At 74.4% G+C, this 25,255-nt stretch carries 9 protein-coding genes and 1 pseudogene; 4 read left to right on the forward strand and 6 right to left on the reverse strand.

Annotation, left to right across the window (positions count from 1 at the left end; translation table 11 throughout):
• Positions 1–1,821 (reverse strand): annotated as a pseudogene (locus VFZ92_RS25215) (type I polyketide synthase); the annotation flags it as partial.
• 329 nt (positions 1,822–2,150) lie between these two features.
• On the opposite strand from VFZ92_RS25215, the gene VFZ92_RS25220 reads away from it, so the two are divergent.
• Positions 2,151–3,353, forward strand: a complete 1,203-nt coding sequence (locus tag VFZ92_RS25220) for a cytochrome P450 (RefSeq protein WP_330878501.1) — start codon at positions 2,151–2,153, stop codon at positions 3,351–3,353.
• Positions 3,354–3,420: 67 nt separating this feature from the next.
• Here the strand turns inward: VFZ92_RS25220 and VFZ92_RS25225 are convergent, their stop codons facing one another.
• Positions 3,421–3,573, reverse strand: coding sequence for a hypothetical protein (locus VFZ92_RS25225; RefSeq protein WP_330878502.1), 153 nt, complete (start codon positions 3,571–3,573; stop codon positions 3,421–3,423).
• A gap of 139 nt (positions 3,574–3,712) precedes the next feature.
• Positions 3,713–4,921 (reverse strand): cytochrome P450, encoded by a 1,209-nt coding sequence (locus VFZ92_RS25230; RefSeq protein ID WP_330878503.1) that lies wholly within the window; start codon positions 4,919–4,921, stop codon positions 3,713–3,715.
• 189 nt (positions 4,922–5,110) lie between these two features.
• On the opposite strand from VFZ92_RS25230, the gene VFZ92_RS25235 reads away from it, so the two are divergent.
• From VFZ92_RS25235 to VFZ92_RS25245, 3 genes are all read left to right on the forward strand, one after another.
• Positions 5,111–5,992 (forward strand): 3-hydroxyacyl-CoA dehydrogenase family protein, encoded by an 882-nt coding sequence (locus VFZ92_RS25235; protein WP_330878504.1) that lies wholly within the window; start codon positions 5,111–5,113, stop codon positions 5,990–5,992.
• The gene (locus VFZ92_RS25240; RefSeq protein ID WP_330878505.1) at positions 5,989–6,246 is read left to right on the forward strand and encodes an acyl carrier protein; all 258 of its coding nucleotides are present in this window, start codon (positions 5,989–5,991) and stop codon (positions 6,244–6,246) included. Before VFZ92_RS25235 ends, VFZ92_RS25240 begins: the two co-directional genes overlap by 4 nt.
• Positions 6,247–6,360: 114 nt before the next feature.
• The gene (locus VFZ92_RS25245; RefSeq protein ID WP_330878506.1) at positions 6,361–9,537 is read left to right on the forward strand and encodes an ATP-binding protein; all 3,177 of its coding nucleotides are present in this window, start codon (positions 6,361–6,363) and stop codon (positions 9,535–9,537) included.
• Between the two features lie 43 nt (positions 9,538–9,580).
• Here VFZ92_RS25245 and VFZ92_RS25250 read toward each other — a convergent pair whose 3' ends face one another.
• Genes VFZ92_RS25250 through VFZ92_RS25260 form a run of 3 tightly spaced genes read right to left on the reverse strand, consistent with a single transcriptional unit; the run spans position 9,581 to position 25,142 of the window.
• Complete coding sequence (locus tag VFZ92_RS25250; protein ID WP_330878507.1) at positions 9,581–10,249, reverse strand: O-methyltransferase; 669 nt, start codon at positions 10,247–10,249, stop codon at positions 9,581–9,583.
• The gene (locus VFZ92_RS25255; RefSeq protein ID WP_330878508.1) at positions 10,242–11,324 is read right to left on the reverse strand and encodes an HAD-IIIC family phosphatase; all 1,083 of its coding nucleotides are present in this window, start codon (positions 11,322–11,324) and stop codon (positions 10,242–10,244) included. The genes VFZ92_RS25250 and VFZ92_RS25255 overlap by 8 nt, the downstream gene beginning before the upstream one ends.
• A 15-nt stretch (positions 11,325–11,339) precedes the next feature.
• Entirely contained in the window at positions 11,340–25,142 is a 13,803-nt protein-coding gene (locus tag VFZ92_RS25260) for an SDR family NAD(P)-dependent oxidoreductase (RefSeq protein WP_330878509.1), read from the reverse strand.
• Positions 25,143–25,255 lie beyond the last annotated feature (113 nt).

The following is a 25,255-nucleotide window of genomic DNA, read 5'->3' on the forward strand; positions in this document are numbered from 1 at the left end:
CGACCAGTCCACGAACGGCGCCAACGCCCGCTCGCACTCCGCCATCCGCTCCGCGAACACCGCCGACGACTCCAGCAGCTCCACACCCATGCCGACCCACTGCGAACCCTGACCGGGGAACACGAACACCACCCGGCCGTCGGCTCCCACCGGGCCACCGGCGAGCACGGCGCCGTCGGCGGGCACGCCACCGTCGGCGAGGACGTCCAGCCGTGCGGCGAAGTCCGCCGCGTCCCGCCCGACCACGACGGCCCGGTGCTCGAACGCGGACCGGGTGCCCGCCAGCGCGGCGGCCACGTCCGCGGCCCGCACGTCGCCGTGCCCGGCCAGCCAGGTGGACAGCCCGGCGGCCTGGGCGCGCAGCGCGGCACCGGACCGGGCGGACAGCACCCACGGCACGACGCCGTCGGCCTCGACGACCTCGGCGGGCGCGGCGGCCGGGGCCTCCTCCAGGATGACGTGGGCGTTGGTGCCGCTGATCCCGAAGGCGGACACGCCCGCGCGGCGCGGCCGGTCGGACGCGGGCCAGGCGCGGGCCTCCGTCAGCAGCCGGACCTCACCGGCCGACCAGTCGACGAACGGCGAGGGCTGCTCGGCGTGCAGGGTGCGCGGCAGCAGCTCGTGCCGCATCGCCTGCACGACCTTGATCACGCCGCCGATGCCCGCGGCGGCGGAGGTGTGGCCGATGTTGGACTTGAGCGAGCCGAGCCACAGTGGACGGTCGGCCTCCCGGTTGGCGCCGTACTCCGCGAGCAGCGCCCCGGCCTCGATCGGGTCGCCCAGCCGGGTGCCGGTGCCGTGCGCCTCCACGGCGTCCACGTCGATCGGCGCGAGTTCGGCGGCGGCCAGCGCGTCGCGGATGACCTCGCGCTGCGCGGTGGCGTTCGGGGCGGACAGGCCGTTGCTGGCGCCGTCCTGGTTGACCGCGCTCGACCGCAGCACGGCGAGGACGCGCCTGCCGTTGCGCACGGCGTCGGACAGCCGTTCCAGCAGCACGATCCCGACGCCCTCGGACCAGCCGGTGCCGTCGGCGTCCGCGCCGAACGCCTTGCAGCGCCCGTCCGGGGCCAGGCCGCCCTGCTGGCTGAAGGACACGAAGGGATCGGGCACGGGCATGACCGTGACGCCGCCCGCGAGCGCGAGGGTGCAGTCCCCCGCGCGCAGCGCGCGGGCCGCGAGGTGCAGGGCCACCAGCGACGACGAGCACGCCGTGTTCACGGTGATCGCCGGGCCGCGCAGCCCGAGCGTGTAGGAGACCCGGCCGGACACGACGCTGGTGTGCGTCCCGGTGTCCAGGAACCCCTCCGCGCCGGACGGGACGTCGAACACCGGGGAGCCGTAGTCGTTGGCGATGGCGCCGACGAAGACGCCGGTCCGGCTGTCGCGCAACGACGACGGCGCGATCCCGGCGCGTTCCACGGCCTCCCAGGAGGTTTCCAGCACCAGCCGCTGCTGCGGGTCCATCGCCAGGGCCTCGTTCGGGGACACGCCGAAGAACCCGGCGTCGAAGTCGCCCGCGTCGTCGAGGAAACCGCCCTCGCGGCAGAAGGTCTTGCCGGGCACCGGAGCGCCGGGCCGGTAGAGGTCGGCGGTGTTCCAGCCGCGGTCCCCCGGCCACTCCGCGATCACGTCGCGGCCCTCGGCGAGCAGGTCCCACAGGTCTTCCGGGGAGCGAACCCCACCGGGGTAGCGGCAGCTCATCGCGACGATCGCGATCGGCTCCCCCGCCTTGGCCTCCAGGTCGCGCACCTGGGTGCGGGCGTCGGCCAGCTCCCCCATCGCGCGACGCAGGTACCCGAGCAGCTTCTCGTCCTCGGCCATGTGATCAGACCGTCCCGAAGTGGTCGCCCGCGCGCCGTGACCCGTGCCAGAACATTGGTTACCCCGTCTTCGACTTCCGCGCAGAACTCGGCGGCCCTCCCGGACCCAGCCCAAGCTAAGAAGTGCGCATAGCGCGGAAATATCGCCCTTCACCAGCGACAACACATCGGGGTGCGGCGCTATCGGGACGATAGTGCCGATGCCCGATCATCAGGACCGAGGTCACCCGAACGACCGGGACGCCGCGCGGACGTGGGAACGCGGCGCGGGGCGACCGGGCGTGACGATCCGGCGCGGGCCGCCTCGGGGACCGGTCCGGGAGGAATCACATGAGCACGCAAGGAACGACGCCGCAGTACCCCGTCGGCGACACCAGCAGGTTGACCGCGGACCCGTGGTACGGCGAGGCCCGCGACGAGGCCCCGGTGGCGAGGGTGCGGATGCCCTACGGCGGCGAGGCGTGGCTGGCGGTGCGGCACTCGTCGGTGCGCACGGCCCAGTCCGACCCCAGGTTCAGCCGCGCGGCCTCGGCCGAGCTGGGCGAGGCGGCACCGCGCATGGTGCCGGGCACGCCGCCCGTGGGCTCGGTGCTGACCATGGACGGCGCCGACCACACCAGGGTGCGCAGGTTCATGGCCAAGGCGTTCACCGTGCGCCGCATCGAGAAGCTGCGGCCTCGGGTGCAGGAGATCGTCGACGGGCTGCTGGACGAGATGGTCGCGCACGGCTCGCCCGCCGACCTGAAGAAGTTCGTCGCGGAACCCCTGCCGGTCATGGTGATCTGCGAGGTGCTGGGCATCCCGGTCGACGAGCGCGCCGACTTCCGCGTGCTCACCGAGACCATCATGTCCGGGGTGTTCACCTCGGACGAGGCGCAGGCGTCGATCGCCCAGTTCCTGAACTACCTCAACGGTTTGGTGGCGGCCAAGCGCGCGGAGCCCGGCGAGGACGTGCTCAGCACGCTGGTCACGGCGGTGGACGGCGAGGACCGGCTCAGCGAGATCGAGCTGGCGTCGCTCGCGGTGGCGCTGCTGGTCGGCGGGCACGAGACGATCCTCAACACCGTCCTCAACTTCACCTACACGCTGCTGACCAACCCGGACGAGCTGGCGAAGCTGCGCGCCCGCCCGGAGCTGATCAACCAGGCGGTGGAGGAGCTGCTGCGGCACGTCCCGATCAACTCCGGCGGCGCGTTCGGCACGGTCGCCACGGAGGACGTGGAGTTCGGCGACGTGACCGTGCGCGCGGGCGAGACGCTGGTGGCCGACATCGCCTCGGCCAACCGCGACGCGAGCGTGTTCCCCGACGCGGACGTGCTGGACCTGGACCGGAAGAACATCCAGCACCTGACGTTCGGCTTCGGGCCGCACCACTGCATCGGCGCGCAACTGGCCAGGGTGGACCTCCAGGTCACCCTCGGCACGCTGCTGCGCCGCTTCCCCGACCTGCGGCTCGCCGTGGCGCCGGAGGAGGTCCAGTGGCGCGAGGGCGTGCTCATCCGCGGTGTGGAGGCGCTTCCCGTGACCTGGTGAGCGTTCGGCGCACCCCCGGTTCGACGACGTACCCTCCCGGTCGGACGTGATCACGGTGCACCCGGTCTCATGACAGCCCCGGCCACCGGTACGGGCCCCGCACGCCGCCCGCCGAGATCACGGTCGACAGCACGTCCTCGGCCAGGCGGTCGAGCGGCTGCCACCGGACCGGCAACCGGCACCACCTGGCCGACCTGGACAACGGGTGCCGTTCGTGCACGGGCCACCACCTCCGCCGTGAGGACCGCCGTCGCGGCCGCCACGAGGCGCGCCGTGAGCCGCGGGGCTGCCGCGGCGAGGACCGGAGGACCGACGGAGGGGGCGGGGCCGCTGGCCCCGCCCCCTTCCGCGTCCTCAGGTCACCAGGTGATGGGCAGTTCCACGACGCTGCGCATGAACGTCCCGGTGCGCCACTTCAGCTCCTCCTCGGGCACGGCGATCCGCAGGTCCGGGAAGCGCTCCAGCAGCGTCTCCAGCGCGATCTGCATCTCCATCCGCGCCAGCGCGGCGCCGAGGCAGTGGTGGGGGCCGTGGCCGAACCCCACGTGCGGGCCGGGGTGGCGGGTCAGGTCCAGCTCGTCCGCCCGCTCGAACACGTCCTCGTCGCGGTTGGCCGAACCGAGCGACGCCACCACCGGTTCCCCGGCGCGGACCAGCACACCGCCGACCTCGACGTCGACCAGCGCGTAGCGGGCCAGGACGGGGCCGAGGCCGAGCGGGATGTACCGCATCAGCTCCTCGACGGCCTGCGGCACCAGCTCCGGGTCCGCCCGCAGTCGCGCCAGCTCCTCGGGGTGGCGCAGCAGGGTGTAGACGAAGTTGGGGATCTGGCTGGTGATGTTCTCGTGCCCGGCGCCCAGCAGCACGATCGCCAGGCTGAGGATCTCGTCGGCGGTGAACCGGTCGTCCTGGTCGCGGGCGAGGACGAGACCGCTGAGCAGGTCGTCGGCGGGCTCCTCCTGGCGCTGCCGCAGCAGTTCCGACATGTACCCCACGAGGCTGCCCAGGCGCTGCTGGGTCTCCGCCTCGCTCAGGGTGGTCGCCGACGCGAACACCTCCGACCAGTCGAGGAACTGGTGCTGGTCGGCCACGGGCACGCCGAGCATCGTGCAGATCATCGTGACGGGCAGCGGTGACGCGAAGTTCTCGATGAGGTCGACCGGTGAGCCGTGCTCGACCATCCGGTCCACCAGGTCGTTCGCGACCTGCTTGGCCTTGGGGCGCAACCGTTCCACGTTGCGGTGGGTGAACGCCTTGCCCGCCAGCCTGCGGACGCGCGAGTGCTCCGGCGGGTCCATCGACAGGATCACGCCGGGGCCGACGGTCTGCGGTGACGTGCGCGGCTCCGCAAGACCGGCCGCCGCCGCGGCGGCGCGGCTGAACCGCTGGTCCCCCAGCACGAACCGGACGTCCTCGTGACGGGAGGCGAGCCAGCCGTCCTCGCCGTACGGCATCGTGACCCGGACCAGGGTCCGGCCCGCGCGCGCCGTCGCGTAGCGCTCGTCCAGCTCCAGGTCTTCGGCGCGGTTGAAGGGATAGCCGACCGGCTCGGCCCGAGTGGTGTCCACGGTGTCCTCTCCCAGGTGCTCGCCGGGCCGGGCGGGCGCAACAGGTGGCCCGGCCTGCCGGTCGGGAAGGCTAACCACCCGCCATAGCGCCGATCTAGCGGCGGCGGCGAGGCCTCCACGCTATCGGGACGCTAGCGGCCGTGACCGACGATGGCCCCCGAACACCCCGATCCACGAGCAGGAGGTCCCGTGACGGCCGCGGCACACGAGGAGGCTCGTCCGCTCGTCGTCGTCGGCGCGGGCGTGATGGGCACCGGCATCACCACGCTGGCCCTGGTGCACGGCGTCCCCGTGACGCTCGTGGACGTGGACCGCGCCGTGCTGGACCGCGCCGAGACCGCGATCACCCGCAACCTGCGGACCGCGACACTGCTCGGCGCCGCCCCGTCCGACACGACACCGGGGCCGCTCACCACTGTCACCTCACTGGCGGACGCCCTCTCCGGCCCGGCCCCGGTAGCCGTGATCGAGGCCGTCGTCGAGGACCCGGCGACGAAGGCCGCCGTGCTGGCCCAGGTGTCCTCGGCCGTGTCGGCGGGCACCCCGATCATCTCCAACACCTCGTCGATCCCCGTCGACGAACTGGCCGCCGCCGTGACGCGTCCGGCGGACCTGCTGGGCACCCACTTCATGAACCCGGCCTACCTCATCACCACCGTCGAGGTCGTCCCCGGCCCGCGCACCGCCGCGGACGTGGTCTCGTCGGCGAAGAAGCTCCTCGGTGAACTGCGCCGCACACCGATCGTCGTGCGCGACTCGCCGGGGTTCGTCACCAGCAGGCTCCTGCACCCGATGATCAACGACGCCGCCCGCCTGGTGCAGGAGGGCGTCGCGTCCGCCGAGGACGTCGACGCGCTCATGCGCGGCTGCCTCGGCCACCCCACCGGCCCGCTGCGCACGGCCGACCTCATCGGCATCGACAACCTCGTCGACGCGCTGGACGTGCTGCACCGCCGCATCGGCGACGAGCGCAGCCGCCCGTGCGAACTGCTGCTGGAGAAGGTCCGCGACGGCCACCACGGCCGCAAGAGCGGTCGCGGTTTCTACGACTACGAAGAGGCGCAACCATGACGGTCTCGGCCACCCCGGACACCATCGAGCAGGAGCTGATCGACTTCCTGGAGACCCGCACGAAAGCGGGCTGGACGGCCACGCGCGACCTGTTCGGCGAGGGCGGGCTGTCGTCGCTGTTCGCGATGGAACTGGTGGTGCACCTGGAGCAGCGCTACGGCGTCACCGTCTCCGGGGCGAACCTGAAGCTCGCGAACTTCCGCACGGTGAAGGCGATGGTGGAGCTGGTCGTCCGCCTCCGCGACGAAGCCTGAGAGGCGGGGACGGCCGTCGCGGTGCGCGAGACCGGCGGCTCGTGAGCTCCGAGCGCTAACGAAGCGGGCTTCCGCTCGATGTACGGGAGGAAGCCCACCGCACCGGAGTCGCCCATGCCCCGCAAGCCCGCCCTCACGTTCGCAGGCGCGTTGCGCATCCTCGGCAAGCACGAGCCCGAGGCGGTGGACAAGCTCGACAAGGTGCTGGGCGGCACCATCCTCGCCGCGGGCGCCGTGGCCGTGGTCGGCGGCGGCGCCGCGCTCGTACCGGCGGCGCTGCTGGCCGCGGTGTGGGGCTGGGTCGACCAGAAGAACGAGGCCACCGGGTTGTTGCGGGGCCTGGTCGGGAAGTTGTCCGACCGGATGGCGGGCACCAGGGGTGTGGCGCGCCGGGACCTGATCACCGCCGCGCACAGCACCATCGTGGCCGCCGCGTTCTTCGAGGCGCTGGAGGAACGGCTCGGCGCCCAGCGGATGCGCGCGCTGGCGGTCACCGACGCGGAACGGCGGCTGCTCACCGGCCTGCGCAAGCGCGCCACGAGGGACTACTACGACGCCCTCTACTGGTCGGCGATCCCGGCTCCGTCACCGTCGTGCGGGTTCCAGGATAACCTGCCCCGCCTGGCCCGCTGGCTCGACGAGGTGATGGCGGAGGCACACGACTTCTTCAGCGGTCTCACCGCCGGGGCGGGCGTCGGCAGGGTGTTCGGTCCGGCCTTCCGCGGCCTGGTCCTGGACGGCTACCAGTCGCACTACCTGGCGCTGGCCGAGAAGGCCCCGGAGTTCGTGTTCTGGGCACTGCTCGGCGAGCACGCCGCCACGAGGCACCACTTCGACACCCTCAACGCCGATGTGCGGGCCGCCTTGGAGTCGCACGGGCAAGCACTCTCCCGGATCCAGGTGCTGCTCGGTCTGCTCTCCGACCGCGGCCTCGACATCGGTCGGCAGCGCGAGGGGCTGCGCAAGGCGAACACGGCCCTGCTCGCCAAGCCCATCGTGCCGAGCGACACCGAGCGCTACGACGCCGACGTCACGTTCCCGACGATCGAACGGGCCTTCGTCACGCCGCACTACCGGATGGCGGCGCACGACAAGGACAGCCGCCCCGCGGACGAGGGCTGGTGGTCGACGCGGCCGGTCGCGCAGGACCTGGAACTGATGCTCGCCGCGCACTTCACCTCGGCCGACTCCACATCGGTGCCGATGCTGCTGCTGGGGCACCCCGGTGCGGGGAAGTCGATCCTCACCAAGGTCCTCGCCGCCCAGCTTCCACCGGAGGAGTACACCGTCGTCCGCGTGCCGCTGCGCGGTGTGTCGGCGGGCGCCCCGATCCCCGACCAGATCCAGCAGGCCCTGGACATCGCGAGCAACAACCGGCTGGGGTGGCAGGCGCTGTCCGACCACGCCGACACCGTGCTGGTGGTCCTGCTGGACGGACTGGACGAGTTGTTGCAGGCCGCCGACTTCGACCGCAGCGGGTACCTGCGGGAGGTCATGGAGTTCCAGCGGATCGAAGGCGAGCAGAACCGACCGGTGGCGGTCGTCGTGACGTCCCGGACCGTGGTGGCCGACCGGGTGGACGTGCCGCCCGGCGCGACCGTGGTCAAACTCGGCGAGTTCGACGACGACCAGGTCACCGCCTGGCTGGACGAGTGGCGCGCCACGAACCTCCAGGCGATCCGGTCGGGGGCGGTGCGCGAGCTGACCGCCGCCGAAGCGCTGCACCAGGCCGACCTGGTCAGACAGCCCCTGCTTCTGCTCATGCTCGCCCTGTACGCCGCCAATCCCAGGGCGCCGCAGCTCGACGCGGGCCTGTCGAAGTCGGACCTCTACGAGCGGATCTTCGACAGCTTCGCCCGACGTGAGGTGCGCAAGCACGCGGTGGGCCGGTTGCGCGGCCAGGAGTTGCAGCGCCGCGTGTCGGACCAGGTGTTCCGGCTGGCGGTCGCGGCGCTGTCCATGTTCAACCGCGGCGTGCAGAGCGTGCGGGAGACGGACCTGCGGTCCGACCTCGCGGCGCTCACCGGACGGGACAACCTCCCGGACGACGAAGGTGCCAGGCTGCTCGGCGAGTTCTTCTTCGTCCACGCGCCGGAGGCGACGACGCGGACGAAGGAGCGCGCCTACGAGTTCCTGCACGCCACCTTCGGCGAGTACCTGGTGGCGCGGCACGTCGTGGACGAACTGGCGGGCCTGGCCAACGCCGCCTACGGTGGCCGCTACCAGGACCGCGCTCCCAACGACGAGGTGCTGTTCGCCCTGCTCTCGCACCACGCACTGGCCGAGCGGCGGTCCATCGGCGACTTCGCGAAGGAGATCTTCGCCGCGATGCCGTCGGACGAGCAGGACGACGTCCGCCGGGCGCTGGTGGACCTGCTCCAGTCGTTCCGACAGCGGCGACGGTCGACGGAGTTCGACACCTACCGCCCGACACCGCTCGACTTCGTCCGCCAACTCGCGGCCTACTCGGCGAACCTGACCACGCTGTCGATCCTGTTCAGCGATCCCGAGACCGGGTTCCGACTGGTGGGCGCGTTCGGCGACGACGACACCGAGGCCACGGCGAACTGGCGGTCGACGCTGTCGCTGTGGCGGTCCGGTCTGGACCACGACAGCTGGCGAGCGCTGCTGTCCTCGTTGAACCTGGAGGGCGCCGCACTGGTCGACCGCGCACCGGAGTTCATCTCGTTCGACATGCGCGGTGCGGACGAGTACTGGACCGCCAGGGTCGGCGGGGACGACGCGCACGCCTCTCGGATCCGCCGTGGCATCGCCCTGGTCGACAGCTCGGTGTTCTACAACCAGGGTCCGGACTGGGCTGACGAGACGCTCACGTGGGTGCAAGCCCAGGTGTTCTCCCCCGTGGGCACGGATCACCTGCCAGAACTGGTCGCCCCACCGGAGAACACCCACTACGCGGACGTCGAGGCCGTGGGCGACGCGCTGGTCGTCCTCCTGCGCACGCGTACCCGCACGCTCTCCCAGGAGTTCGTCGTCAAGGCGGTGCAGACCCTCGCCCACTACCCGGACACCTTCGACATCAGCCCGAGGACGGTGCTGGCCATCGCCTACGTTCACCCGAAGGTGCTGCTGCACACCCCGAGGTTCCAGAACCGGGCGTTCTACGCCGGTGTGCGCGACGCACTCCACCTGGTCCTGGACCACGGCAAGCAGCTCCTCGACCCTGGGCTGCACGCGCAGTGGGACAAGCTGCGGACGCGGCTCCTCGGCAAGGACGTCCCCGAGCGGTACCCCTCGGACCCGTTGAGCGAGGTGTTCAGCCACTTCTGAGCGCCGGTCGCGTGGGGATGGGGGACGGCCGTCCCCCATCCCCCTACGTCGTCTTCCGCCGCACCAGCGTCACCCCGTCCGCCATCGTCAACAGCACGATGTCCACCGACTGGTCGTCGCGGATCAGGGCGTTGACCTTCCGCACCCCCTCGGTGTCCGGATCGGTCACCGACGGGTCGGCGACGCGGCCGAAGAACAGCGTGTTGTCCAGCACCACCAACCCACCCGGCCGCACCAGCCGCAACGCCCGCTCGTAGTACGCGGGGTACCCGGCCTTGTCGGCGTCGACGAACACGAGGTCGAACCCGTCCGCCCCACCGCCCTCCAGCAGGGCGTCCATGGTGGACTCCGCCGGTCCGACCCGGAGGTCGATCAGGTCCTCCACCCCGGCCCGCCGCCAGAACGGGACGCCGATGTCGGCCCACCGCCCGGTGATGTCGCACGTCACCAACCGCCCGGTGGACGGCAGCGCCCTGGCCATGCACAGCGTGCTGTACCCGGTGTAGGTGCCCAGCTCCAGCACGGACCGCGCGCCCAGCAGGCTCACCAGGAGCCCGAGGAACTGGCCCTCCTCGGGCATCACCTGCAACGAGCGGCCGCCCGGCAGTTCCGCCGTCTCCTCCCGCAGCTCGCGGAGGACCTCGTCCTCCCGCAACGACATCTCGCGCACGTACTCGGCCAGCGCCGCCGAGACGTCCACCTGCTCAGCCATGGGCCACCTCCAGGTCGACCGCGTCGAGCGTCACGACCGGCGACGCCTGCCGCGGTTCGGGCAGCAGGTGCAGCCGTAGCACCCCCTCGGCCGCGGTGGACCCGAGCGGGAGGAGGCACGCGCAGGCCTCGTCGTCGAACCCGGCGAACCGGTAGGCGATGTCCATCATGCGGTTGCGGTCGGTCGGCCGGAAGTCCGCCGCCAGGTGCACGCCCGCGCGGGCGGCCCGGTCGACGATCCAGTTGAGCAGCGTGCTGCCCGCGCCGAACGCCACCACCCGGCAGGACGTGGCGAGCAGTTTCAGGTGCCACACCTCGGGCGTCCGGTGCAGCAGGACGATCCCGACGGCGCCGTGCGGGCCGAACCGGTCGGACATGCCGACCACCAGCACCTCGTGCTCCGGATCGGTCATCAGCGAACGCAGGGCGGCGTCGTCGTAGGGCACGCCGGTCGCGTTCATCTGGCTGGTGCGCAGCGTCAGCTCCGCCGCGCGGGCCAGCTCCCGCTCGGTGGCGCGCACGACCGTCATGCGGAGGTCCAGCGTGCGCAGGAAGTCCTCGTCCGGGCCGGTGAACCCCTCGCGCTCGGCGTCCCGGCGGAAGCCCGCCTGGTACATCTTCCGCCGCCGCGCCGAGTCCTCGGTGATCACCGGCGGGCTGAACTCGGCCAGCCCGGCCAGTTCCGCGGCCTGCTCGGCCGGGTAGCAGCGCACCTCGGGCAGGTGGTAGGCGACCTCGGCGCGTTCGGTGGGCTGGTCGTCCACGAACGCGATGGTGGACTCGGCGAAGTTGAGCTTCTCCGCGATGGCCCGCACGGACGCGGACTTCGGGCCCCAGCCGACGTGCGGCAGGACGAAGTACTCCGCCAGCCCCACCTGTTCGAGGCGTGCCCACGCCACGTCGTGGTCGTTCTTGCTGGCCACCGACTGGAGGACGCCGCGGGCGTCCAGCTCGGTGATCACGCGCCGGATCTCGTCCGGCACGACCACGTCGTCGCCTTCGGCGAGAGTCCCCCGCCACAGCGTGTTGTCGAGGTCCCACACCAGGCACTTCACGATCACCCGATCGTCTGTCATGCCGCTCCGTTCTCGTCAGCCCGTGCTGAAGTCGGTGTCGAGCAGTGCGAACAGCTCGTCGGCACTGGCGGTCTCCAGTTCGCCGCCGCGGGAGGGCGTTCCCCGCTCGGTGGGCGCGCCGCGCTCGTCCCAGCGCCGCAGCAGCGCGCGCAGCCGCGCGCCGACCTTCTCGTCGGCGGGCAGCCCGTCCAGGACGCCGTTGAGGCGGTCCAGGTCGGCCAGCGCCAGCGCCACCGGGTCCGGCGGCGCGCAGAGCCGCTCGTGCAGGTGCCGCGCGAGCGCGGCGGGGGTGGGCTCGTCGAACACCACGGTCGCGGCGATGGCGAGCCCGGTCGCGGCGACCAGGCGGTTGCGGAACTGCACCGCCAGCAGCGAGTCGAACCCGGCGGCGGCGAACGGCGCGTCGGCCTGGACCCCGCCCGCCCCGGTGTGGCCGAGCGCGGCGGCGGCCTGCTCGGTGACCAGGGTCAGCAGGGCGCGCAGCTGCTCGTCGGCGGAGAGCCCGGCCAGCCGTTCGGCCAGGCCGTCGCCGCCGGTGGTGTCCCGCCGTCGCGCCTCACGGGTCTCGGGCAGTTCCGCCAACAGGTTGAGCTGACGCGGTGAGGACACGGTGGACACGATCGACGTCCAGTCGACGTCGAGCACCGCGACCTCGGGCTCGTCGTGGTCCAGCGCCTGCCGGACGGCGGCCATCACCTCGTCCACGTCGACCGCGCGCTGCTGCGGTTCCCAGCCGCCGACCGCGACCGCGACGGCCCGTCGACCCGCCACCCGCGCCAGAGCGGCCGTCCCGACGCACCGCGCACCGGCCGCGCCCTGCCGCGCCGCGCCCCACAACCCGCCGAGCGGGTGCAGCAGGACGACGGTGTCGGCGGCCGGGATGTCCGGCAACACCCCGAGATCCACGTCCGGCAGCACGCCCCCGGCCGGTTCGGACGGGAGCACCTGGATGACCGTGTCCGGGTTCTCGTCGACCTCCTCCACGCCGTTGCGGTCGAGCCACGCCGTCAGCTCGGCGGCGAGGGCCGCGTCGGCTCCGCGGACCTGGACGCGACCGGGTTGCCACGGCCGGTCGCCACGCGGCGGCGAGCCGAACGGCACCAGCCTGCGAACACGAACCCCGTCGGCCCGCACCCGGAGCTGGTCCTCCTCGCCACCGAGCACACCGGCCAGGCGGGCGATCACCGTGTCGTCGGCCTCACGCGGAAGGTCGACCAGACCGCCCCACCGCTCCGGCTGCTCCAGCCCCAGCACCTGCCCGGTCCCCCACACCCGCGCCTGGTCGGGGTCGTGCTCGGCGTCGGTGGTGACCAGCCACAACGGGATCGCCGGGTCCAGTCGGCGCACCAGGTCGAGGGTCGCGTCGGGCGGCAGCGCCGACACGACGCCGATGGCCATCCCGACGTCCTCGGGATCGGTGACCACACGGGCGCCGGGAAGTGCCGCAGCGGGGTGGCCGTCCACAGGGGTGACGACCACCCAGCCGTCGAGGGGGCGCGGTGCGGGGTCCGGCAGCCTGCGCCATTCCGTGCGGTAGGTGAGCTGCCGGGCGGGCGCGGCACCGGAACGGCCGGGGGTGGGCAGCCAGTACCGCTCGTTCTGGAACGGGTACGTCGGCAGCGCGACGAGCCGTCCCGCGCCGGTGATCGTGGTCCAGTCCACGTCGGCGCCCGCGACCCACGCCTCGGCCAACGCGGTGAGCAGCCTGCGGCGGCCCCCGGCGTCGCGGCGCAGCGTGCCGAGCGCGGCGACGGGCCGGTCCGCCGCGGTGCCCTCGATGGCGGCGACCAGCACCGGGTGCGGGCTCACCTCGACGAACACGGTGTGGCCACCGCTCACGAGCTGGTCGGTGGCCGCGCCGAAGCCGACCGGTTCCCGCAGGTTGCGGTACCAGTACCCGGCGTCCAGCGCGGTGCCGTCCACGAACTCGCCGAGGACGCTGGACAGCAGCGGCACGTCGGTGGCGCGCGGCTCGATGCCTGCCAGCGCGGCGAGCAGCTCGTCGCGCAGCGGCTCGACCTGGGCCGAGTGCGCGGCGTAGTCGACCGGGATCGACCGGGCCCGCAGGCCGTCGCGCACGCAGTCGGCGACCAACTCGTCCAGCGCGTCCGGCTCCCCCGCCACCACCACGGCGTCCGGCCCGTTCACCGCGGCGATCTCGATCCGACCGGCGTACCCGGCCAACCGCTCCCTTGCCACGGCCTCACCGGCGGCGACCGCGACCATGCCGCCGTGCCCCGAGATGGCCAGGATCGCCCTGCTGCGCAGCGCGACCACCCTGGCACCGTCCTCAAGGGACAGCGCCCCGGCCACCACGGCGGCGGCGATCTCACCCTGCGAGTGACCGACCACGGCCGTGGGCTCGACACCGTGCGAACGCCACACCGCCGCCAGGGACACCATCACCGCGAACAGGGCGGGCTGCACGACGTCGACCCGCTTCAACGCCTCCTCGTCGCCCAGCACCTCCCGCAGCGACCAGTCCACGTGCGCCGCCAACGCCCGTGCGCACTCGTCCAGCCGCGCCGCGAACACCGGCTCCTCGGCGGCCAGTTCCAGCGCCATGCCGGTCCACTGCGTGCCCTGACCGGGGAAGACGAACACGACACCGCCACCGGTCGCACGGCCCCGCACGACGTTCGGCGCGGTGTCCGGCGACGCGAGCCCGGCGAGGTGGTCCCCGACGACCACGGCCCGGTGCTCGAACCGCGGCCTCGCCGCGAGCGTCCGCACCAGGTCCGCCGGGGCGACGGGACCGCCCCGCAGGAACTCACCCAGCCTGGCGGCCTGGTCGCCCACCGCGCGAGCGGTCCGGGCGGACAGCGGCAGCGGCAGGTCATCAGCCGGGGCGCGCTCGACGACGTCGTCGGGGACGTGTTCGAGGACCACGTGCGCGTTGGTGCCGCTCATGCCGAACGCGGACACGCCCGCGCGGCGCGGGCCGTCCCACGGCCGGGGTTCCTCCAGCAGCAGCGCGTTGCCGGTCGACCAGTCGACCTGGGCGGACGGCTCGGCCACGTGCAGGGTGCGCGGCTGCACGCCGTGCCGCATGGCCATGACGACCTTGATGATCCCGGCGATGCCCGCCGCGGCCTGGGTGTGGCCGATGTTCGACTTCACCGACCCCAGCCCGAACGGCCGGTCGCGGTCCTGGCCGTAGGTGGCCAGCAGCGCCGTCGCCTCGATGGGGTCGCCCAGGGTGGTGCCGGTGCCGTGGGCCTCCACGAGGTCCACGTCGGACGGTTCCAGGCGCGCGTTGGCCAGCGCCTGCCGGATGACCCGCTGCTGCGCGAGCCCGTTGGGCGCGGTGAGGCCGTTGGACGCGCCGTCCTGGTTGACCGCGGTGCCGCGCACCAGCGCCAGCACCGGGTGCCCGAGGCGGCGGGCGTCGGACAGCCGTTCCACGACCAGGACCCCGACGCCCTCGGACCAGCCGGTGCCGTCGGCGCCGGCGCCGAACGACCGGCACCGCCCGTCCGCGGACAGCCCGCGCTGCCTGCTGAACTCCACGAACAGGTCGGGGCTCGCGACGACGGCCGCACCGCCGACGAGCGCGAACGAGCACTCGCCCGCCCGCAGCGACTGGCCCGCCAGGTGCAGCGCCACCAGCGACGACGAGCACGCCGTCTCCACCGTGACGGCGGGGCCCTCGGTGCCGAGGGTGTAGGCGATCCGGCCGGACGCGACGCTGGTCACCGTTCCGGCGAGCAGGTGGCCCTCGACCTCGCCCGCGGGGCCGGTGCCGTACCCCTGCCCGGCGACGCCCACGAACACGCCGCCCGTGCTGCCGCGCAACGAGGACGGGTCCACGCCCGCGCGTTCCAGGGCTTCCCAGCTCGCGGTCAGCAGCAGCCGCTGCTGCGGGTCCATCGCCAGGGCCTCGCGGGGTGAGATGCCGAAGAACGCGGCGTCGAAGTCACCCGCGTCGGCCAGGAACCCGCCGCCGCGCGCGTAGAACGTGCCCGCGTGGTCGGGGTCGGCGTCGTAGAGCCGCCCCAGGTCCCAGCCCCGGTCACCGGGCAGCTCGCCGATGGCGTCGCGGCCCTCGTCCACCAGCCGCCACAGGTCCTCCGGGCTCGCGACCCCGCCGGGGAACCGGCACGCCATCGACACGATCGCCAGCGGTTCGTCCGGGGCGGACGCGGTCGTGGGAGCCGCGGTGGCGGGCACGTCGTCGCCCAGCGCGGCGGCGAGCGCGGCGATGGACGGGTGGTCGAACACCACGGTCACCGGCAGCGCGCGACCCGTGCGCTCCACCAGGCGGTTGCGCAGGTCCACGGCGAGCAGCGAGTCGAACCCGAGGTCGCGGAACGAGCGGTCGGCGTCCAGGGCCACCGCGTCGGCGTGCCCGAGGACGTCCGCCGCGAGTTCGGCCACCTCCCGCCGCGACAGCGCCCGCACGGGTGCGTCCACGGTGGGCTCGACCGCGGGCCGGGCCTCGGGCAGGTCGCGGAACAGCGCGCTCGGGCGGGTCGCGGTGAACGTCGGCAGGAAGCGCGACCAGTCCACGTCGGCCACGACGATCGCGGTCTCGTCGGTGTCCAGGGCGTGCCGCAGCGCGGCCAGCGCGACGGCGGGCGACAGAGCGGTCAGGCCGAGCCGCTGGGCCCGGAGGCCCGTCTCGCCCGCGCCCATGCCCTCCCCGGCCCACGGGCCCCACGCCACCGACGTGGCCCTGCGCCCGCGCCTCCTGCGGTCGACGGCGAGCGCGTCCAGCGCGGCGTTGGCGGCGGCGTAGCCCGCCTGTCCCCCGCTGCCCCAGGTCGCGGCGACCGAGGAGAAGAGCACGAACGCGTCCACGTCACCGACGAGGGCGTCCAGGTTCTCCGCGCCGAGCACCTTGGCCGCCGCCTGCGCGGCGAGGTGGTCGGGCGTGCAGTCGGCGAAGGCGCGGTCGGTGGCGACCCCGGCGGCGTGGAACACGCTCGTGAACGGCCCCGCCTCGGCGACCAGCCGCTCCACCTGCTCGCGGTCGGCGACGTCGCACGCCAGCACGGTCGTCGGCACGCCGAGGTCGGGGACCTCGCCGCCGGACCGGCTCACCAGCACCAGCTCGTCGGCGCCGTGCTCGGCCAGCCAGCGGGCGACGTGCCCGCCGAGCCCGCCGGTGCCGCCCGTGACCAGCACCCGGCCGCTCGGCCGCCAGCGCGAGCCGGACCGGGTCCGGTCCGCGCGCACCAGCCGGCGGGCCCGCACGCCGTCCCGGCGGACCGACACCTGGTCCTCGCCGGACTCCCCGCCCAGCACCGCCACCAGGTCCGCCACGTCGGCGTCCGGCGACCAGTGGACGAGTCCGCCCCAGCGGTCCGGGTGTTCCAGCGCGGCCACGCGGCCCATGCCCCACAGCTGGGCCTGGCGCGGGTCGTCGGGGTCGGCGAGCACCCACACCGGGGCCTCGGCGCCCGCGACCACGTCGACCAGTTCGGCGGGCGAGGTGCCGGGCAGCACCAGCACCCCGGCGGGCTCGCCCTCGCCCAGCGCGGCGGCGATCCGGTCGGCACCCGGCGCGTCCCCGACGAGCCGCCACGACCCCGTCCGCGAGGCCTCGACCGGGACGGGCGTCCACTCGACCCGGTACAGCAGCCGGTCCACCGCCGCCGTGGCCGCGAACCGCCCCTCGGGCCAGAACCTCTGGCGCTGGAACGGGTACAGGGGCAGGTCGACGTGCTCGCCGCCCGCGAGCCACCGCACCGGCACGCCCCGCACGTGGGCGTGGGCCAGCGCGCCGACCACCGTCTCCACCTCGGAGCGGTCGTCGCGCAGCAGCGGCACGGCCCCGTCGACCAGCGTCGACAGCACCCCGCCGGGGCCCACCTCGAACACGGTGGCCGCCCCCAGGGCGCGGACGCCGTCGGCGAACCGCACGGTCTCGCGCACGTGCCGCACCCAGTGGTCCGGCGACCGCAGCTGCTCGGCGCTCGCCGGGGCGCCGGTGCGGTTGGAGATCACGTCCAGCCGCGGCGCCCGGTAGGTCAGCCCTGCCGCGACCTCGCGGAACTCGGCGAGCACGGGGTCCATGCGGGCCGAGTGGAACGCGTGGCTGACCGGCAGCAGCTTGGTGCGCCTGCCCAGGGCGCGGAAGGCGTCCGCGACCCGCTCGACGGCGTCGGCGTCACCGGACAGCACGACCGCGGTGGGACCGTTGACCGCGGCGACGTCCAAGCCGGAGTCTGCGACCTCGTCCTCGGTCGCCTCGACCGCGACCATCGCCCCGCCCGGCGGCAGCGCGTCCATCAGCCTGCCGCGCGCGGCGACCAGGTCCACGGCGTCGGGGAGGTCCAGCACGCCCGCGAGGTGCGCGGCGGTCAGCTCTCCGACGGAGTGGCCGAGCAGCACGTCCGGCCGCACCCCGCGGTCGTCGAGCAGCCGGGCCAGCGCGACCCCGACGGCGAACAGCGCGAGCTGCGTGTACCGGGTGCGGTCGAGCAGACCGTCCCCGCCGTCGAACAGCACCTCGCGCAGCGGCCGGTCGAGGTGCCGGTCGGCGAGCGCGCACACCTCGTCCAGCGCGGCGGCGAACACGGGCTCCGCCGCGTACAGCTCCGCCCCCGCCCCGACCCGCTGACTGCCCTGGCCGGGCAGCAGGAAGGCGATCCGGCCCGGTTCACCCGCGACGCCGGTGGTCGTCCGCTCGCCGATCACGGCGCGGTGCGGCAGGTGCGCGCGCCGGGTGGCCAGCGCGTCGGCGAACTCCGGACGCGCCCGCTCGACCTGGACGCGCAGCGCCTCCGGGCTCGCGGCCGACACCAGCAGCGGCGTGGGCAGCCCGGCCGGTCGGGGCGCGGGGGCGGGCGCGGGTGGGGCGCTCTCCAGGATCACGTGGGCGTTGGTGCCGCTGACGCCGAACGCCGACACGCCCGCGCGGCGCGGACCGTCGTGGGCGGGCCACGGCTCGCGCTCGGTGACCAGCCGCAGCACGGCCGGGTCCCAGTCGATCTCCGGGTTCAGCTCGGTGGCGTGCAGGGTCGGCGGCAGCTCGGCGTGCCGGAGCGCGAGCACCGTCTTGATCACGCCCGCCACGCCCGCCGCGGCCTGGGTGTGGCCGATGGCGGACTTGACCGCGCCCAGCAGCAGCGGCCGGTCCCGCCGCCCGTAGGCGGCGCGCAGGGCGTTGCCCTCGACCGGGTCGCCGAGCCGGGTGCCGGTGCCGTGCGCCTCGACGACGTCCACCTGCTCCGGCGCCACGCCCGCGTCGGCCAGCGCGTCGGCGATCACCCGCTGCTGCGCCACACCGTTGGGGGCGCTGAGGCCGTTGGACGCGCCGTCCTGGTTGACCGCGCTGCCGCGGATCACCGCGTGCACCCGGTGGCCGCGGGCGTGCGCGTCGGACAGCCGCTCCAGCACCAGCACGCCGACGCCCTCGCTCCAGCCGGTGCCGTCGGCGTCGGCGGAGAAGGCCTTGCAGCGGCCGTCCGGGGCCAGGCCGCGCTGCCTGCTGAACTCGGTGAACAGCCACGGCGTGCTCATCACCGTCGCGCCGCCCGCGATGGCCTGCTCGCAGTCGCCGCGCCGCAGCGCCTGCACGGCCAGGTGCAGCGCGACCAGCGACGCCGAGCAGGCGGTGTCCACGGTCAGGGCCGGGCCCTGGAGGCCGAGCACGTAGGAGATCCGCCCGGACAGCACGCTCGCCAGGTTCCCGGTGAGGCGGTGGCCCTCGGGCACGTCGGCGCCACCGGCCAGCGCGACCGGGTAGTCCTGGCCGTTGGTGCCGACGAACACGCCGACGGGACGGCCGCGCAGGTCGGTGGGCGCGATCCCGGCGTCCTCCACCGCGTGCCACGTGGTCTCCAGCAGCAGCCGCTGCTGGGGGTCCATGGTCAGCGCCTCCCTCGGCGAGACGCCGAAGAACCCGGCGTCGAAGTCGGCCGCGCCGCTGAGGAACCCGCCCTCGCGGGAGTAGCTGGTGCCGGGGTGGTCGGGGTCGGGGTGGTAGAGCGCGCCGACGTCCCAGCCGCGGTCGGTGGGCCACGGCCCGACGGCGTCCCGCCCGGACACCAGCAGCCGCCAGAGGTCGTCGGGGGTGTCCACGTCGCCGGGGAAGCGGCAGCCCATGCCGACCACGGCGATCGGCTCGTGCTCCGCCGCGGCGGCCCTGGCCGCGACCGGCGCGTCCGTCGGGCCGTCGAGGTGGTCGGCGAGCGCCTGCGGCGTCGGGTGGTCGAACAGCGCGCTGGTGGGCAGGCGCAGGCCGAGCGCGGCGTTGAGCCGGTTCCGCAGCTCCAGCACCGTCAGCGAGTCCAGGCCCAGCTCGGCGAACGCCGTGCGCACCGGCACCGCGTCCCCCGACGCGTGCCCGAGGACGGCGGCGAGGTGGGTGCGGATGACCTCCACGGTGGACCCGCGCGCCTCGGGTTCCGCCGCCACGCCGGGGAGTTCGGCGACCAGCGCCCTGCGCAGCCCGGCCGCCTCGGCGTAGCGGCCCCAGTCGACGTCGGCGACCACGGTCAGCGGGTCGGTGACCCGGCCGAGCAGCTCCACGGCCCGCTCGGGGTCCATGCCCGGCAGCCCGCGGGCGGCCAGCTTCGCGGCGAGGGCGTCCTCCAGCATCCCCGCCCCGCCCCACACGCCCCAGGCGACGGACAGGCCCGGCTGCCCGGCCGCGCGGCGGCGGGCCACCAGCGCGTCGAGGGAGGCGTTCGCGGCGGCGTAGTTGGCCTGCCCTGCGTTGCCGACCACGCCCATCACGGACGAGAACACGACGAACGCGTCCAGCTCGCCCGCGAGGTCGTGCAGGTTGACCGCGGAGGTGACCTTGGCCCGCAGCACGGACTCCAGCCGCTCCGGGGTGAGCGCGTCCAGCGCGGCGTCGTCGCGGACACCCGCGGCGTGCACCACGGCGTCCACCGGGTGTTCGGCCAGCAGCCGCGCCAGGTCGTCGCGATCGGCCACGTCGCAGGCCAGCGCGGTGACCGCCGGTCCGAGGTCGGGAAGGCCGGGGGTGTCCGGGCCGCGGCGGCTCACCAGCAGCACCCGCTCGGCGCCCGCGTCGACCAGCCAGCGCGCGACCGTCACGCCGAGGCCGCCGGTCCCGCCGGTCACCAGCACGGTGCCCCGCGGCGTCCAGCCCTCCGGGGAGCGCAGCCCCGGCAGCAGCCTGCGGCCGTGCAGACCGCTCCGGCGCACCGCGAGCTGGTCCTCGTCGCCGAACGCGAGCGCGGCCACCACCAGCGCGGCACCGGCCGGGTCCAGGTCGCGGGGCAGGTCGATCGCGCCGCCCCAGCGGTCCGGGTTCTCCAGGCCGAACGACTTGGCCAGCGCGATCGTCGCGGCCTGCTCGGGTGAGAGGTCCTCGGTGCCGTCGACGGCCACCGCGCCGCGGGTCAGCACCCACAGCGGCCGGGTCGTCGACCGCGCCAGCTCGACCGCAGCCCACAGGTCGGCGTGCTCGCCCAGCGCCAGCACGCCCGCGAAGTCGCCGTCCGGCAGGCCGTCGGTGGTGACGTCGAGCCCGGCGTCCCGCAGGGCCGTGACGACGTCCGCGCCTGCCCCGTCCTCGGGCAGCACCGCCAGCCACCGCCCGGTGGGAGCGGCCTTCGGCGTGAGCCTGCGCCAACCGATCCGGTAGCACCACGAGTCGTCCACCGCGGCGGACGCCACCGCCCGCGCGGGCTCCAGCCACAGCCGTTCGCCCTGGAACGGGTAGGTCGGCAGGTCGACGCGCCCGGTCACGCCGTCGAAGAACGGCGCCCAGTCCACCGCGACCCCGTGGACGTGCAGCCTGCCCACCGCGGTGAGGAACTGCCGCGGCCCGTCCTCGTCCCGCCTCAGGGTGCCGGTCACGGCCGCGTCCGGCACGGCCTCCGCGATCCCCGGCGTCAGCACGGGGTGCGCGCTCGCCTCGACGAACGCGCGGAAACCGCGGTCCGCCAACGCGGTCACGGCGTCGGCGAACCGCACGGGCTGCCGGAGGTTGCGGTACCAGTACCCGGCGTCCAGGTCGGCGCCCTCGGCCCAGTCCGCGGTCACCGACGACAGGAAGGGCACCCGCGCCGCCCGCGGCGCGATGCCGTCCAGCGCCGTGCGGACGTCCTGCTCGATCCGTTCGACCTGCTCCGAGTGCGACGCGTAGTCCACCGGGATACGCCGGGCCCCCGGCACCGACGCCACCCCGGTGACACCACCGGACACCACGACCGACGACGGGCCGTTCACCGCGGCCACCGACACGCCGTCCGGCAGCAGGGCCAGCACCTCGTCCAGCGGCAGCTGCACCGACGCCATCGCACCGCTGCCCGCGAGGGCGAGGATCGCCCTGCTGCGCAAGGACACCACCCGCGCACCGTCCTGGAGGGACAGCGCCCCGGCGACCACGGCCGCGGCGATCTCGCCCTGCGAGTGGCCGAGCACCGCGTCCGGCTCGACACCCGCCGAACGCCACAGCTCCGCCAGGGACACCATCACGGCCCACAGCACGGGCTGCACGACGTCCACGCGCTCCAGCGCCTCGGCGTCACCGAGGACGTCCGCGAGCGACCAGTCCACGAACGGGTCCAGCGCGGCCTCGCAGTCGGCCATCGACCGCGCGAACACCGGCGACCACCCCAGCAGGTCGCGGGCCATCCCGACCCACTGGGAACCCTGGCCGGGGAAGACGAACACGACCTTGCCGCCGGGACCGGTGCCCTCGACCACGAGCGACCGCAGGCCGTCCAGCAGCTCCTCGCGGCCGGCACCCACGACGACGGCCCGGTGGTCGAACGACGTCCGCGTGCGGACCAGCGACGCCCCCACCGCGGCGGGGTCGAGCGCGTCGTCCGCGCGCACCCGTTCCAGCAGCCGGGCCGCCTGCTCGCGCACCGCGTCCCCCGTGCGGGCCGACAGCACCCACGGCCGGACCGCGAGCGGCGCGACGGCCGCCGCGGGCTCCTCCTCGGGTGCTTCGGCCAGCACCGCGTGCGCGTTGGTGCCCGAGATGCCGAACGACGAGATCCCCGCGAGCCGGGGCCGGTCGGCGGTCCGGGGCCACGCCCTCGGCTCGGCGAGCAGCGCGAGGTGCCCCTGCGACCAGTCCACCCGCGTGGACGGCACGTCCGAGTGCAACGTCCGGGGCAGCACCTCGTGGCGCAGGGCGAGCACCGTCCTGATCACCCCGACCACACCGGCCGCCGCCTGCGTGTGGCCGATGTTCGACTTCACCGAGCCCAACCACGCCGGACGTTCCGCGTCACGGCCCTGCCCGTAGGTCGCGAGCAGCGCCTCGGCCTCGATGGCGTCGCCGAGGACCGTGCCGGTGCCGTGCGCCTCGATCGCGTCGACGTCGCGGGCGGTCACCCCCGCGTCGGCCAGCGCGGCCCGGATCACCCGCTGCTGCGACGGCCCGTTGGGCGCGGTGAGCCCGTTGGAGGCACCGTCCTGGTTGATCGCCGTGCCCTTGACGATCGCGAGCACCCGGTGGCCGTTGCGGCGCGCGTCGGACAGCCGTTCCAGCACCACGACCCCGACGCCCTCGGCCAGGCCGAACCCGTTCCCCTCCTCGGCGAACGACCGGCACCGCCCGTCCGGCGACAGCGCCCCGAGCTGCGAGAACTCCACGAACGTGTCCAGCGTCGGCAGCACGGTCGCCCCGCCGGCCAGCGCGAGGTCCGACTCGCCCGACCGCAGCGACCCGACCGCGAGGTGCAGCGCCACCAGCGACGACGAGCACGCCGTGTCCACGGTGACGGCGGGCCCCTCCAGGCCCAGCGCGTACGCCACCCGACCCGACGCGACACTGCCCGTGGACCCGGTGAAGCCGTACCCCTGCAACCCGGACGCCGGGTCCAGCGGCGACCCGTACCCGAGCGTGTAGAGCCCGGTGAAGACGCCGGTCCGGCTGCCCGGCAGCGTGTCCGGCACGATGCCCGCCGACTCCAGCGCCTGCCACGACGTCTCCAGCAGCAGCCGCTGCTGCGGGTCCATCGCGAGCGCTTCCCTCGGTGAGATCCCGAAGAACGCGGCGTCGAACCGGTCCGCGTCGTGCAGGAACCCGGCCTCGCGCTGGTAGTGGCGGCCGGGCGTGCGGGGTCGCGGGTCGTAGCCCGCGGTGTCCCAGCCCCGGTCCACCGGGAACGGGCCGACCGCGTCCACGCCGCGGGCCAGCACCCGCCAGAGGTCGTCGGTGCCGTTCACCCCGCCGGGCAGCCGGCACCCCATGCCCACGATGGCGATCGGATCGTCGTGCACCCGAGCGGGCCGTGCCTCTTCGACGGCCGTGGTCCGTCCGTCGAGGTACTCGGCCAACCTCGCCGGGGTCGGGTGGTCGAACACCACCGCGACGGGCAGCGGAACGCCCAGCGCCTGCGAGAGCTTCGCCCGCACCTCCAGCGCCGTGACGGAGTCCAGCCCCAGTTCCACGAACGACCGCCGCCGGTCGGCCGCGCTCAGCGCCTCGCCACCGAGCACCGACGCGGTCACCGAACACACCACGTCCAGCGACTCGACGGCCGGGCTCGCGACGTCCACCACGGGCGTGTCGACGTCGAGGTCCAGCGGCGGGACCTCCGCGTCCGCACCGTGCGCGTTGACGGCCCAGTCGGCCCGCGCACCGGCCGCGTACAGCTCGCCCATCGCCGCGTACACGGCCCGCGGCCCGCCGTGACCTCGCCGGAGCGTGGCGCACACCGCGCTGGTGCTCCCCGCTTCCTCCACCATCTCCAGCATCGCCCCGGTGAGCAGCGGGTGCGGACTGACCTCCAGCAGCACGCGTCGCCCGCCGTCGTCGAGCAGCGCCCGGAACGCCTCGTCGAACCGCAGCGGATCACGCAGGTTGCGGCACCAGTAGTCGGCGTCCATCGGCACCTCGCCGAGCAGCCCACCGGTCAACGACGAGTAGTACGGCAGGTCCGGCGTCCGCGACCGCACCGACGCCAGGTCCGCCCGCATCCGCGGCACGATCGCGTCGAACTGCGGCGAGTGCGTGGCGAGGTCCACGGCCGACCGACGCGCCGACACCCCGGCCGCGGTCATGGCCGCCACCAGGTCGGCGGCGGCCCCGCTCCCACCGGACACCAGCACGGTGGTGGGACCGTTCACCCCGGCGACCACCAGTTCGCCGTCGTAGCGACCAACCCACTCGCGCACCACGTCCACCGACGCCCGCACCGACACCACGTCACCGAGCCCGGCGAGCGGCACCTGCGCGATCCCCCGCAACGCGGCCACCCTCGCCCCGTCGTCCAGGCTCAGCGCACCGGCCACGACCGCCGCGGCCACCTCACCCAGGCTCTGCCCCACGACAGCGGCGGGCCGCACCCCCAGCGACAGCCACACCTCGGCCAACGACACCTGAACCGCGAACAACAACGCCTGCACCACATCGACCCGATCGAGCATCCCCCTGGTGGTCGGGTCGGCCACCACCTCCACCACCGGCCAGTCGACGAACGCCTCCAGGGCCTGCGCGCACTCGTCCATCCGCGCCCTGAACACCGGCGAAGCGGCCATCAACCCGCTGGCCATCCCCGGCCACTGCGAGCCGATGCCGGAGAACACGAACACCGGATCAGCCGTCTCCGCGGCCCCCACGGCCACCTCACCACCGAGCCGCCCCGACGAAAGCCCGACCAGCCCGTCCAGCAGCGCCTCGCGGTCCCGCCCACCGACCGACGCCCGCCACGACCGCGCCGCGGGCCCTCGTTCCGCTGCCTGCCCCGGTTCCAGCCGCCGCTCCGACGAGCCTGCCCGCGCCATCAACCAGCGCCCGACCTCGTCCACACCCACGTCAGGCAGCCCCCGCAGCCGCCCCTCCAACCGCCGGGCAACGTCCCGCAGCTCAGGCAGCCCCTCCGCGGACAACACCCAGGGCACCGAGCCGCCGTCCTCGCCCAGCGACATCTCCATCCGCTTCCTTCCCCAACGTTCGGCGCTAGTCCCACCCCGCCGGGGCCCGCCGACAACGGGCGCGCGGTCGACTCACCGGCCATTCCACCGCCCCCACGCCGCGCGCCGATAGC

The sequence above is a fragment of the Umezawaea sp. genome (assembly GCF_036375055.1).
GTDB lineage: Bacteria > Actinomycetota > Actinomycetes > Mycobacteriales > Pseudonocardiaceae > Umezawaea.